Annotated in this window: 8 protein-coding genes; 5 read left to right on the top strand and 3 right to left on the bottom strand. The window is 42.7% G+C overall.

Going from position 1 to position 13,065, the window contains the following annotated elements; translation table 11 throughout:
- Positions 1-137: 137 nt before the first annotated feature.
- Together GTK07_RS00130 and GTK07_RS00125 are read right to left on the bottom strand one after the other, a co-directional pair.
- On the bottom strand, positions 138-1,658 hold the full coding sequence (locus GTK07_RS00130; protein ID WP_163631526.1) for a RagB/SusD family nutrient uptake outer membrane protein: 1,521 nt from the start codon (positions 1,656-1,658) through the stop codon (positions 138-140).
- A gap of 12 nt (positions 1,659-1,670) precedes the next feature.
- Positions 1,671-4,757: a SusC/RagA family TonB-linked outer membrane protein gene (locus tag GTK07_RS00125; protein WP_163631523.1), complete on the bottom strand. Its 3,087-nt coding sequence runs from the start codon at positions 4,755-4,757 to the stop codon at positions 1,671-1,673.
- 373 nt (positions 4,758-5,130) lie between these two features.
- Here GTK07_RS00125 and GTK07_RS00120 point away from each other — a divergent pair, with 373 nt between their 5' ends.
- The 3 genes from GTK07_RS00120 to GTK07_RS00110 are packed head-to-tail and all read left to right on the top strand — an operon-like array spanning position 5,131 to position 10,385.
- A complete protein-coding gene (locus GTK07_RS00120) occupies positions 5,131-6,150 on the top strand; it encodes a LacI family DNA-binding transcriptional regulator (protein WP_163631520.1) in 1,020 nt (339 codons plus the stop codon).
- A 60-nt stretch (positions 6,151-6,210) separates the two neighbouring features.
- The gene (locus GTK07_RS00115; protein WP_163631517.1) at positions 6,211-8,517 is read left to right on the top strand and encodes a glycoside hydrolase family 65 protein; all 2,307 of its coding nucleotides are present in this window, start codon (positions 6,211-6,213) and stop codon (positions 8,515-8,517) included.
- On the top strand, positions 8,514-10,385 hold the full coding sequence (locus tag GTK07_RS00110; protein WP_163631514.1) for an alpha-amylase family protein: 1,872 nt from the start codon (positions 8,514-8,516) through the stop codon (positions 10,383-10,385). Before GTK07_RS00115 ends, GTK07_RS00110 begins: the two co-directional genes overlap by 4 nt.
- A 48-nt stretch (positions 10,386-10,433) precedes the next feature.
- On the opposite strand, the gene GTK07_RS00105 is transcribed toward GTK07_RS00110, so the two are convergent.
- On the bottom strand, positions 10,434-10,853 hold the full coding sequence (locus tag GTK07_RS00105) for a hypothetical protein (protein ID WP_163631511.1): 420 nt from the start codon (positions 10,851-10,853) through the stop codon (positions 10,434-10,436).
- A 188-nt stretch (positions 10,854-11,041) separates the two neighbouring features.
- On the opposite strand from GTK07_RS00105, the gene GTK07_RS00100 reads away from it, so the two are divergent.
- Positions 11,042-11,794, top strand: coding sequence for a glycerophosphodiester phosphodiesterase (locus GTK07_RS00100; RefSeq protein ID WP_235932393.1), 753 nt, complete (start codon positions 11,042-11,044; stop codon positions 11,792-11,794).
- Positions 11,794-13,065 carry a BaiN/RdsA family NAD(P)/FAD-dependent oxidoreductase gene (locus GTK07_RS00095; protein WP_163631505.1) on the top strand — a complete coding sequence of 424 codons (1,272 nt, stop codon included), beginning with the start codon at positions 11,794-11,796 and terminating at the stop codon, positions 13,063-13,065. Before GTK07_RS00100 ends, GTK07_RS00095 begins: the two co-directional genes overlap by 1 nt.

Genomic DNA, 13,065 nt, shown 5'->3' with positions numbered 1-13,065 from the left:
GGAATGGGAATAGCGCAGTTATTAATATTGATCAAAAAAAGGATTAATAAAGGACTAATGGGAAACTTTATAATAAAGAAAGGCCACCGATCGGTGGCCTTTCCATGTTTATAAAAACAGCTTAAACTTTGATAATGTTAGTATCCTGGGTTCTGAACCAAATTAGGATTAGAAATGATGGCTGTTGCAGGAATTGGATAAAGGTTTTTGGTTTCGTCACCAGATACCTCTTTGTACGACCATGGAGCGGTAAATTGTCCAAAACGAATCAAATCATTTCTTCTCCATTGCTCACCATATAGTTCCCTACCTCTTTCATCAATGATATCTTGTTCAGTGACACTTCCAATTGGGCTGGCCCCTCTTAAAGTCCTGAGCTCATTTATTAGGGCAGTGGCATCACCTCCGCTTCTGAATACAGCTTCTGCCTTCATCAAATGGGCATCGGCGTAACGGAAAACGATCTTGTGGTTGGCGAAAGCTCCATTGGCAGGGTTATATTTGATGACCCTGATACCTGTTCTTTCGTTGTTACCCAACAAGCCTGGTAATTCTTTGGTGAAAACCAAAGGAGCACCTGTTCTGTCTTTGTATGGATTACCGTTGGCATCATATTGCTGTCCGATCAAAAAGCCATTACCTACACCATAGTTGGTACCATCTGTGGGAACGAAACCTCTTCTTTCCTCTTGGCCTGAACCTGGTGTGTTCACGTTTGGATCTCCCTCGAACAAATCATAGAACTCTGCAATAGTCGTGAATCCGTTCCATCCACCGGCTTGGTCAGGAACAATTTGATTGTAGTGCAAGGTGTTCCAAATGTTGTTGCCCACACTGGAAGTTGTGAACCAAATGGTTTCATTGTTTACAGAATCCTCGAACAATTCAAAATAACCTGCTTGCAAGTCAAAGCCTTCAGCCTTTATATCGTCTACCAAATTAATAACTTGGGTCATATCAGATGCATCTGCAGAACCTGTACCGGTGAAAATGTGTTTGTTCAAATAAAACTTAGCCAATAGAAGCATGCCTGCTGCTTTTGAGGCACTTACCAAATCTTCACTTGGACCAACTGATGGAAGATCAGGAATAGCTTCTGTCAAATCCTTCACTGCAAAGTCAAAAGCCTCTGCACGCGTCATTACGGTAGGATTCACGTCTGGACCTTCATCTGGTGTCCTGAAGGGAACTTGACCGAACATATCTATCAACCAGAACATGCTATAAGCTCTTATGAATTTGGCTTCAGCAGCTTGTTGTGCAGTTGGGTTACTTCTACTATCAATAATGGTGGTAGCGTTGTAAACGTTCCTGTTCTGATCGTTCCATGTGTTTTTAACCCTTTGGTGGGTAGGACTCCAAGTGTGGGAGTGCAATGTTCTCCATACCCCATTGTCTCCCCAGTCGGTACCACGGGTTGGTACCACAAACTCATCGGAACTTACCTCGGTAAGTGCATACAAGTTTTCCTGGCTTTCGGTTTGGCCCCGCACAGCATTGTATAAATCTGTTAGGGTACCACCGGCATCCACTCCGGAAAATTCACCACTTAGGTCGGCGAAAATGGAGTCGGTCTGTTCAATCTCCAAATTGGTACAACCAACCATTGCCAGTGCGGTTGCCCAAATGTATATTTTATTTAGTTTCAAAGCTTTCATAGAAATTATTTTTTAAAAAGTTGCGCTAATACCCAATGTAACGGTTCTTGCTCTTGGGAAAGCCGTATAGTCAATTCCAAGTGAAGGGATGTTGTTCAAAGATTTTGGCACGTTGACCTCTGGGTCAAGACCTGAATAATCTGTGATGATGAACAAATTTTGACCGATCATGGACAAACGAAGACTCTTCAAAGCTCCTTGGCCACTTAAAGGAACGTTGTAGCTCAAAGAAGCATTTTGTAGCCTTAGGAAGTCACCTTTTTCTAGGAATCTGGTTGATACGTCAGCAGCGTTGGCATTGGATTCACCGTTGGTAAGTACATCTTTGGTGATGTTTTTACCTACCCCTATAATACCTGCAGTAAAGTAGGCGTTCTGGGTGTTGTTGTAAACATAGAAACCATATTGGCCGGAAAGGAATGCGTTGAAATCCCAGTTTTTGTAGGATACACTTGTATTGATACCCAAAGTAACTTTAGGCAATGCACTTTTACCAACAAATTCCTGAACGTCACCATTTGGATAAAGTGAAATACCATTTGCATCAAATCCACCGAACTCTCTTAGGTAATATGAAAAAAGTGGTTGACCACCTGCCAAAAGCTGCGCATAAGCACCTGTAAGACCATTACCATTGATTTCACCTGTTTGGATCAATCCGTCAAAATCCTCCACCATGTTATCATTGTACGCCGCATTGAAACCTAGGTTCCAGGTTACGTCTTCCATTTGGATGATGTCATAGCTCATAGATACTTCGACACCTTTGTTGATAACTTTGGCATCCAAATTTCCGAAATAGAAATCCTGAGGTGAAGGTTGGGCTGCTTCTTGTTGAAGCAAAAGATCGTTGGTTACTTTGTGGTAAACGTCTACGCTACCTGAGAACCTGTCATTTGCAAAACCAAAATCGATACCAATGTTGGCTTGGCTGGTTTCTTCCCATTTCAAATCATTATTGGTAAAGGATTGAATGGACAAACCTGGAGCGTTGATGTTTTGGTTTTGTTGGATTCCAATACCGGCAAAACGTTGTCTTAAGGCAAAGTTACCATAACCAAGTCCTTCCTGGTTACCGGTGATACCATAACCCAAACGTAATTTCAAGGTCGAGAATGCTTCACCAATAAAATCCTCCTCATTAAGCTTCCAAGCGAAAGCTCCTGAAGGGAAATAACCGTATTGATTGTTAGGTCCAAATCTTGAGGAACCATCCACCCTAAGTGTACCGGTCAAAATATATTTGTCAGCGATTGAATATTCTGCCCTTCCGAAGAATGATTGAAGCTCATCGGTGTTGTCATAATAATCACCGGCAACTGCACTAATGGGAACCCCTGTAGGAGAAGTAACCGATTCATTTTGGGATACGGTTGGGAACAAACGGTTCACGAAAGTTCCGTTGTTGTTAAAACCAAATTGCTGGTAAGAACCTGACAATTGGCTTTCAATAGCTGATGTGGCCGTCCCTAGATCTGAAATCATTTGGTTCAGGTCAGTTGTGCCAAACCCAAGAGCAGAAATGTTTTTACCTTCCCTTTGATAGCTCTGGAAAGAGTAACCTACCAAGGCAGTCAAATGAGAATTTTCGAACTCTTTGTCATAGGTAAAAGTTACATCAAGTAGTTTTCCTGTAACGTCCCTGGCACTTAAAGCTCCTTGCCCTTGACCTGGTGCATTTCCAATACCTGTGGAAAGTGAGGATTGTACTTGATATTTTTCGGAAGTTGATTTATCGTAACCTACCGCTACTTTACCTTTTAGTTCAGGAGTAATGCTGTATTCAGCAGACACATTACCTAAAAACCTATCGGTATGGGTAACATCGTCATAGTAGTTCAACAATTGCAACGGGTTGATTTCACTACCTCCCGTTGAAAAGGTAGTTCTGGCGGGCCATGTAGGGTTTGCAAAATAAGCGGCACCGATCAAATCCCCGGTAGAACCAGAGTTGTTGCTGATGGCACCACCATCATCATTTACCCTAGATACGGTCAATGTAGCATCCAATTTCAATTTATCTTCCAAGAATCGCTGAGAGGCGTTGATCCTGCCTGTTAGGCGTTCTTGTGCATAACCTTCAACAACACCAAATTGTTTTCCATAACCAAAAGAGGCTCGAACGTTTCCGCTTCCATAATTTTTGGAGTAGGAAAGGTTTTGGTTTTGAGAAGCTGTACTTCTTAATATGAGTTCTTGCCAGTCAGTGTCATAACCGAAATCCAAGGCATTTGGGTCACCACCATAATTTGGTAGTGCGGTCAAGAATTCATTTCTATCCAAAAGATCAAATCTTTTGGCAGGAGTGGAGTAACTCAAATTGGATGTAAACTCGAACAGGCCTTTACCGGTTTTACCACTTTTGGTTGTAATGATCACAACACCGTTGGCACCTCTTGAACCGTAAATGGCTGTTGCCGAAGCATCCTTAAGGATACTGATACTTTCAATATCGTTAGGGTTAAGGAAGTTCAAAGGGTTTTTGGCAGAACTGGTTCCAGTGCCAACATCGGCGCCACCCGCTGAGGTGTCCTCACCCGAAAGTGGCATACCATCCACAACGAATAGTGGGTTGTTGTTGGAACGAACAGAACTCGTACCCCTGATCCTTACGTTAATACCTGCACCAGGTTCACCGCTGCTCTGGGTAATCTGTACACCGGCAGTCTTACCTTGGATCAATTGCTCTGGAGAAGCAATCACACCTTGGTTGAAATCCTCTGCAGTTACAACAGCAACGGCTCCGGTCGCATCCTTAACCGTTGTTTGGCCGTAACCGATGATCACTACCTCGTCCAAAGCCTGTGCATCTTCTTCCAAGGTTACATCAATAGTTGATCGACCATTGACCGCAACTTCTTGGGTCTTGTAGCCGATGTAACTAAAAACTAAAGTAGCTGTACCATCTATGCCGTTGAGGGTGTAATTACCGTCAAAATCGGTCTGCGTACCATTGGTAGTACCTTTTACCAATACGCTTGCACCTGGCAGAGGTCCGTTTCCGTCAGAAACGGTACCTGATACTGTTTGGGCCTTTATCATGCCAAAGCATAGGAATGCCCCAAGCAACAAAAAGCTTTTTAGTAGCGTAATCTTCATAAATAATTAATTTTAAGTTTAGTTAATTTTAATTCAAGTGTTAAACATATATAAAAATAATGTTAATCAAAATTTAAGCATAATGCAAAGTATTACGAAAACGGTTTCGTGTTAATAACTTTGGAATTGTGAAGTGTTGGTAATTCTTTTTAAGCTGGTTTGTCTATATCTCAAAATAAGTGAATCGATTTAGTGAAATCCGTAATCAAACCACTAATATATGATTTTTATTTTTTGATTATGTTAACGTTTGCTGTCAAGTTTGTTTGGTGTTGTCTTTGATTTTTGTTAAAATGGAAGATTCGTCCGTCCCCTTTTTGCAATATTGAGTAATTTTCCGCGCCAATCCCGTCAGGAATAAATTTATACCACATTGAAACCAAAGATAACCTTAAAAGATATTGCCAGGGAGCTTGAAGTGTCCATTTCCACTGTTTCCAAAGCATTGAAGAACAGTGAGGAAATCAGTAGGGACACCAAGGAAAAGGTTCAGGCTTTTGCAAAGCTTTATAATTATAAGCCCAACAACATTGCAATTAGCCTAAAAAATAAAAGAACCAAGAATATCGGCGTGGTCATTCCAGACATCGTTCATCATTTTTTCACCACCGTGATCAGGGGAATTGAAAAATATGCGAACGCCAAAGGTTATAACGTAATTGTTTGCCTTTCTGAGGAATCGTTCGATAAGGAGGTCATCAATATGGAAATGCTTGCCAACGGAAGTATTGATGGGTTTATCATGTCCCTTTCTTCAGAAACACAGCAAAAAGGGGATTTTAACCATTTGAAGGAAGTGACCGATCAAGGTATCCCTGTTGTTCTTTTTGACAGGATCACCAATGAAATAGATTGTGATAAGGTCATCATTGATGATGAACTGGGGGCCTATATGGCCACGAAAAAATTCATTGAACAGGGCAAAAAGAATATAGCCCTTATCACCACAGATGATTATTTGAGCGTGAGCAAGGCCAGAACGCAAGGATATTTAAAGGCCCTCAAGGAAAGTGAATTGGGTGTGGACCAATCCAAGATCCTCAAATTGCCCTCAATGGAAATGGATGAAACGAGCATTAAAAAATTCATGGACAGCCAAGAATTGGATGCCGTTCTTTGTGTCAATGAGATCTTTGCGGTGTACAGTATGAGATTGGCCCAACAAAAAGGGCTAAAAATCCCTGAAGACATTTCATTCATTGGGTTTACGGACGGTCTACTGTCCAAGTACGCCAATCCGAGCCTCACGGTAGTGTCCCAGCACGGGGAAAAAATGGGGGAGGTCTCGGCCAAGATGCTCATCGATAAAGTGGAAAGCGAAGAAGAGGAAGAAACCTACCAAACCAAAATTTTAGAACCCACCCTTGTCATTAGGGATTCCATATTTCATTAAGTTTGCCCCATCCTATATTATTAGGATGCTTACATTAGCTCATCAAGATTTTAGATATCAATGAATCAGGATTATATAAAAGCCGATTCTTGGTCCATTATTGAAGAGGGTTTTGACCATGAAAGGGTCAAATCCTCCGAAAGCCTATTCAGTATAGGCAATGGGGCCATGGGACAACGTGCCAATTTTGAAGAATACTATACCGGGGAAACTTTCCAGGGCAGCTACATAGCAGGGGTTTATTATCCAGACAAAACAAGAGTTGGGTGGTGGAAAAACGGTTATCCCGAATATTTTGCAAAGGTGTTAAATGCACCCAATTGGATTGGGATCAACATTTCTATCAACCAAGAGCCTTTAGATCTGAACACCTGTAAAAAGGTAGAGAACTTCCGTCGTGAACTCAATATGAAGGAAGGTTGGTACAAACGCAGCTTTGTGGCCACTGCGCCCAACGGATTGGAAGTGGCTGTGGAGGTGGTCCGGTTTCTGAGCCTCGCTTTGGATGAAATGGGTGCCATACAGTACCATCTTCAAATTTTGAATGCCGATGTAGAGGTATCACTTACACCTTATGTTGATGGCGGTATCAAAAACATGGACAGCAACTGGGCCGATAAATTTTGGAACATTACCAATATTGCCTCTGAAGGAAATAGAGCCTATGTGAATTCCCACACCATGAAGACCGATTTTTCGGTGTGTACCTTTATGCAGGCCAATGTGTTTGTGGATGGAGAGAAAATAGAGGAAGCCCCAAAAGTAGAGCAGACCAAAACTCTGGTGGGACATACCTATTCCGTTAAAGCTGCGAAAAACGAAACCATCACCCTGATAAAATTTGGGGGGTATACGGTAGATAGGAACCATCCGAAGGATAAACTGATAGAAGCGGCCAACAAGGTATTGGACAAGGCTTCCAGCTTGGGCTTTGATGCATTGCTTCAAAAACAAAAAGAGAGCTGGGCCCAAATCTGGGAGATGAGCGATATCACCATTGAAGGGGACGTGAAGGCCCAACAAGGTATCCGCTTTAACATATTCCAACTCAATCAAACCTATTTGGGCAAGGATTCCCGATTGAATATTGGGCCCAAAGGCTTTACAGGGGAAAAATACGGAGGGAGTACCTATTGGGATACCGAGGCCTATTGTTTGCCATTCTACATGGCCACCAAAAACCAGCAAGTGGCCCGGAACCTACTTCAATATCGATACAACCATTTGCCCAAGGCCATTGAAAATGCTGAAAAGCTGGGATTTTCCAACGGGGCCGCACTATACCCCATGGTAACCATGAACGGGGAAGAATGCCACAACGAATGGGAGATTACTTTTGAGGAAATCCACCGAAACGGGGCCATCGCCTTTGCCATCTATAATTACTATCGATTTACGGGGGATTACAGTTATATTCCCAAGATGGGATTGGAAGTGCTGATCGGGATTGCCCGGTTCTGGCACCAACGTGTCAATTTTTCGGAAGAGAAACAGCAATATGTCATGTTGGGCGTCACGGGTCCAAACGAATACGAAAATAACGTAAACAATAACTGGTACACCAATTACCTCGCCAAGTGGTGCATTGAGTATGCCATAGAACAAATTGGGGAGGTGGCAGAAAACTATGCCGATGACCATGAGCGGATCATGGCCAAAACCAAACTTACCGAAGCGGAGATCAAGGATTGGGCCAAGGTTGCCGCTAATATGTACTTCCCTTATTCGGAAAAGCACCAAGTGTTCTTGCAGCAAGATGGGTTTTTGGACAAAGAGATGATCAAGGTTCAGGATTTGGGCAAGACACAAAGGCCCATCAACCAAAGATGGAGTTGGGACCGTATCCTGCGGTCACCATATATAAAACAGGCCGATGTGCTCCAAGGATTCTATTTTTTTGAAGATCACTTCAGCAAGGAAGAATTGGAGCGCCATTTCGATTTCTACGAACCCTTTACGGTACATGAATCTTCCTTGTCTCCCTGTGTCCATAGCATACAGGCGGCCAAATTGGGCAGGATGGAGCAGGCATATACCTTCTATTTAAGAACTTCTCGTTTAGATCTTGATGATTACAACAAAGAAGTAGAGGAAGGACTGCACATTACCTCCATGGCAGGAACTTGGATGAGCATTGTGGAAGGTTTTGGGGGTATGAGGGTGTTGGATGATACCTTGAACTTTGAACCACAGATACCGGAACAATGGACCTCATTTTCCTTTAAAATCAATTTCAGGGAGCAAATTGTCACCATAACGGCTTCCAAGGAAGGGACTTTTTTCGAGCTCACAGGAAATGATACCTTGACCATAAAGGTCAAAGGGAAGTTTGTTGAATTGATTCCAGGAAAAAGAATTACCGCATGAAAACCAATCGCTTCATCACTTTTCTGGTAGTGCTTGGAGCCGTGTCTTCATGCAAACAGGAAACCTACCAGAAACAAGTTGAGTTGCCGATGAAAAAGAAAGCCGTTGTATACCAAGTGTTCACCCGATTGTTCGGGAATACCAATACCACCAATAAACCTTGGGGAACCATTGAAGAAAATGGAGTGGGCAAGTTTGCCGATTTCGATGACAAAGCCTTAAAGGAAATCAAGGATCTTGGGGTTACGCATATTTGGTATACCGGGGTACCCCATCATGCCCTGATCAATGATTATGCTGCCTTTGGCATCTCTAATGACGATCCGGATGTGGTGAAAGGTCGAGCAGGGTCTCCCTACGCGGTAAAGGATTACTATAATGTGAACCCCGATTTGGCCATAGATCCCGCAAAGCGTTTGGAAGAATTCAAGGAACTTGTTGATCGAACGCATAAAACAGGCATGAAGGTGATCATCGATATTGTTCCCAATCATGTGGCTCGCAACTATGAAGGGAAGACCAACCCCGAAGGAGTGAAAGATTTTGGGGCGACAGATGATACCTCTAAGGAGTATGATGTCAACAATAACTTTTATTATATCCCGGGGCAAGCCTTTAAGGTGCCAGAATGGAAAGAGGGGTACTTGCCTTTGGGAGGTGATAAAAATGCATTGGCCGATTCCAAGTTTGAGGAAAATCCGGCCAAATGGACAGGCAACGGTTCCCGACTGGCCCAGCCTGATTTTTACGACTGGTATGAAACGGTAAAGATCAATTATGGGGTGAAACCCGACGGAGCCAAGGATTTTGTGGAATTGCCCGACGATTTTGGTGGCAAGGACTATCAGGCCCATTTTGACTTTTGGAAAGACAAGACCTTGCCCGATTCTTGGCACAAGTTCAAGGACATTGTCTTGTACTGGTTGGATTTTGGAGTGGATGGATTCCGTTTTGACATGGCTGAAATGGTGCCCGTGGAATTTTGGAGTTATCTCAATTCCAATATCAAAATGAAGAATCCCGATGCCTTTTTGTTGGCCGAAGTGTATAATCCCAGTTTATACCGGGATTATATTTTTAAGGGCAAGATGGATTACCTCTATGACAAGGTGGAGCTTTATGATAGTATCAAGCACATCATGAAGGGGTATGGTTGGACAGACCATATTCCTGTGGTACAAAAGGGAATGGCCGATATTGAACACCACATGCTCCACTTTTTGGAAAACCATGATGAACAGCGTATAGCAAGCACCGAGTTTGTGGGCAAGGCAGAGATTGCCAAACCTGCCATGGTGGTTTCGGCCACGATCAGCACCTCACCGACCATGGTCTATTTCGGTCAGGAAGTAGGGGAGCCGGGAGCCGAAGATGCAGGGTTTGGAAAACCTTCCCGCACATCCATTTTTGATTACATCGGGGTGCCGCATCATCAGCGATGGATGAACAACAAAAAGTTTGATGGCGGCCAGCTTTCTGATAAAGAAAAGGACCTGCGGGATTTTTACAAACGCTTGTTGAACTTCACCATCCAAAGTGATGCTTTGATGGGAGAATACCAAGAAATCCATTTTTACAACAAGGAGCATACGGAGAATTACGATCATCGAGTACTGTCTTATGTACGATGGAGCGAAAATGAAAAGCTCATCATTGTGACTAATTTTGATTCGGAAAAAAATTATGCATTCAACTTAAAGATTCCAAGGGATGTAGTGGACAAATGGCAGTTGAAGGATGGAAATTATGTACTGCACGAAGCCTTGTACGGAATTGTTAATGCTGAACTCAAGGTTGAAAAAGGTATAGGAAACGTTTCGGTTCAAATGGAGCCGCTGCAATCCTATATCTTCGGTTTGAAACAATAAAAAGGCAGATTGTCATCAATCCGCCTTTTTAGGATTGGTTGTCGTATTTTATTCTTTGGATGCTGTTTTTTGGTATACGAAGGCGATAATTGCCCCTAAGATTCCATAGAAGACAATTTCAAGGACAGCTTCGGCCATATAGCCTGTCAAATCCATGAGTTCTGTAGTGCCATAGTTTAACAATCCCAGACCTAAACCTGTAAAAACACCGATCCATGCGCCGAATTGGAATCCTTGACTCAATGAGTGGTGGCCCCTTGCCCATTTGCCGTATAGGGTACTCAATGCAAAAACGGCGATAAGGTTGGATAGGGCTATCATTCCCATATCCGGAACTTCTTTCATCGTGTTGATGATAGAGTGCTCCTCAAAAAAGTCTACAGTGGCAATACCCCAAATGAGGTATCCCAAGAAAAACATAACAATAGTTCCCACCAGAGTGGCCAGTAAATTGGATTTTGAAAACATAATAGTTGTTTTAATTGGTTATAGATATGTTAAATGTATCAAATAAATATTCACATATAATTAAAATATCATTTAAAAAATTATTCAATAGTCATTATGGCCTAATTTTTTTTGCCATATTCTAAAGTTAAAAGCAACTTTCATTTCACTATCAAGTTGTATTTTTAAAAACCAAAACGAACCAAAAGATGAATAAAAAAGTAATGGTGGCATTAATGGCCATATTTATTTTCAACAGTTGTCATATGAATAATTCAAAACCATTGGTGATCGGGCACAGGGGGGCCATGGGCCATGAGACCGAAAACACTTTGGCATCCATTAAAAAGGCCATGGAGTTGGGAGTGGATATGATAGAAATAGATGTCTTTAAAATTGAAAGTGGTGAAATCGTGGTATTTCATGATGAGACTGTGGATAGACTCGCTAATAGTACCGGAAAATTGGAAGAGTTCAACATCATGGAAGTAAAGGAACTTACCTTGGAAGGTAACCATAAAATACCTGAACTTCAGAATGTTCTGAATTTAATAAAGAACCAGGTCGCCCTCAATATTGAGTTAAAAGGATCCGATACCGCTAATCGGGTAAACCATATCGTAAGCTATTACATACAAAGCAAAGGATGGTCCGCCGATAATATCATAATCTCCAGTTTTAAATGGGACGAACTCCGTACCCTTCGGCAATTGAACGACAGTATTCAGATTGCCGTTCTAACGGACCAGGATCCTTTGAAGGCTATAGATGTTGCAAAGGAATTAAAGGCTGTGGCCATAAACCCCCATTTTAAAAGTTTAACGCTCGAGAATACTTCTAAAATACAAGATGAAGGTTTTAAAGTATATACTTGGACGGTTAATGAACCCGAAGACATCCAACTCATGGAATCCTTCGGGGTGGACGGTATTATCACCAATTATCCGGAACGAGTGAACTAATGTTCGATGTCATAATCGTTGGGGGCGGCGCAGCAGGATTTTATGCAGCCATTCACATTGCAGAAAAGGCTCCCTATCTCAAAATCGCAATATTTGAACGTGGAAAAAGCGTACTCGCCAAGGTAAAGGTTTCCGGTGGCGGTCGTTGCAATGTTACCCATGGTGAGTTTTCGCCCAAAGAACTGACCACCAATTATCCACGTGGGGAAAAGGAGCTTTTGGGGCCTTTTCACAGATATGCCCCCATGGATGTCATGGCTTTTTTTGAAGACCGCGGGGTTGATCTTAAGATAGAGGAAGATGGTCGCGTATTCCCGGTAAGTGATTCATCCCAGACCATTATCGATTGCTTTCTTGGAGAGTCGAACAAATTGGGGGTACAAGTGTTGAAAAACAGCTCTGTGAAGGCTTTCAAGAAAGTGGAAAAAGGATGGCAGGTGACCACCATGAACAAGCATTATTTCACCAAAAAACTATTGTTGGCCACGGGAAGTAATCCTAAAATTTGGGACCAGTTGAAGGCTATGGGCCATCATATAGTACCACCAACTCCTTCCTTGTTCACCTTCAATATAAATGATGAAAGACTAAGCGGAATTCAAGGAGTGAGCACCCATGCTGCCCTGGAAGTATCGCCCAAAAAACGCTTTTCCAACTCGATGGATGAACTCGGACTAAAAAGTTTGTCCAGGGAAGAACCCGTTCTGTTGTCCGAGGGCCCTGTACTGGTTACCCATTGGGGATTGAGCGGCCCGGCGGTGTTAAGGTTAAGCGCCTGGGGGGCCAACATCCTTCATGATTACAATTATACTTTTAGATTAAAGGTGAATTGGGCTCCCGAGTATTCCACGGAATCCATGGAGGCTTATTTAAGAAAATTGAAGGAACTGGAGGCAAAAAAAACAGTTATACGTACCTATGCGGTCGAAATCCCAAAACGGTTGTGGGCCAAGTTGGTTCAGGCAGCCCAAATTCAACAGGATGATAGATGGGCCGATTTGACCAAGGAAAAACTTTGGAACCTTGCGGGGCAATTGACGGCTTGTTCCTTCAAGGTGGAAGGGAAAAGCACTTTTAAGGAAGAATTCGTGACCGCAGGAGGTGTGGATCTCAAAGAAATCAACTTCAAGACATACGAGAGCCGGATACACCCTACCCTTTATTTTGCAGGTGAAATAATCAATGTGGATGCCATCACGGGCGGTTTCAACTTCCAAAATGCTTGGACAGGGGCTTATTTGGCTGCCCAGGCCATTGCATCCCCTGAATGA

Source organism: Flagellimonas sediminis (genome assembly GCF_010500845.1).
Classification (GTDB): Bacteria; Bacteroidota; Bacteroidia; order Flavobacteriales; family Flavobacteriaceae; genus Flagellimonas; species Flagellimonas sediminis.
Note: the sequence above shows the minus strand (reverse complement) of the source record. Positions and strands in the feature narration are given on the sequence as shown.

Bases quoted from the DNA above. Each gene is read 5' to 3' on its own strand.
- GTK07_RS00115 (WP_163631517.1), top strand. From the start codon at position 6,211: ATGAATCAGGATTATATAAAAGCCGATTCTTGGTCCATTATTGAAGAG.
- GTK07_RS00130 (WP_163631526.1), bottom strand. From the start codon at position 1,658: ATGAAAGCTTTGAAACTAAATAAAATATACATTTGGGCAACCGCACTG.
- GTK07_RS00105 (WP_163631511.1), bottom strand. From the start codon at position 10,853: ATGTTTTCAAAATCCAATTTACTGGCCACTCTGGTGGGAACTATTGTT.
- GTK07_RS00125 (WP_163631523.1), bottom strand. From the start codon at position 4,757: ATGAAGATTACGCTACTAAAAAGCTTTTTGTTGCTTGGGGCATTCCTA.
- GTK07_RS00100 (WP_235932393.1), top strand. From the start codon at position 11,042: ATGAATAAAAAAGTAATGGTGGCATTAATGGCCATATTTATTTTCAAC.
- GTK07_RS00095 (WP_163631505.1), top strand. From the start codon at position 11,794: ATGTTCGATGTCATAATCGTTGGGGGCGGCGCAGCAGGATTTTATGCA.
- GTK07_RS00110 (WP_163631514.1), top strand. From the start codon at position 8,514: ATGAAAACCAATCGCTTCATCACTTTTCTGGTAGTGCTTGGAGCCGTG.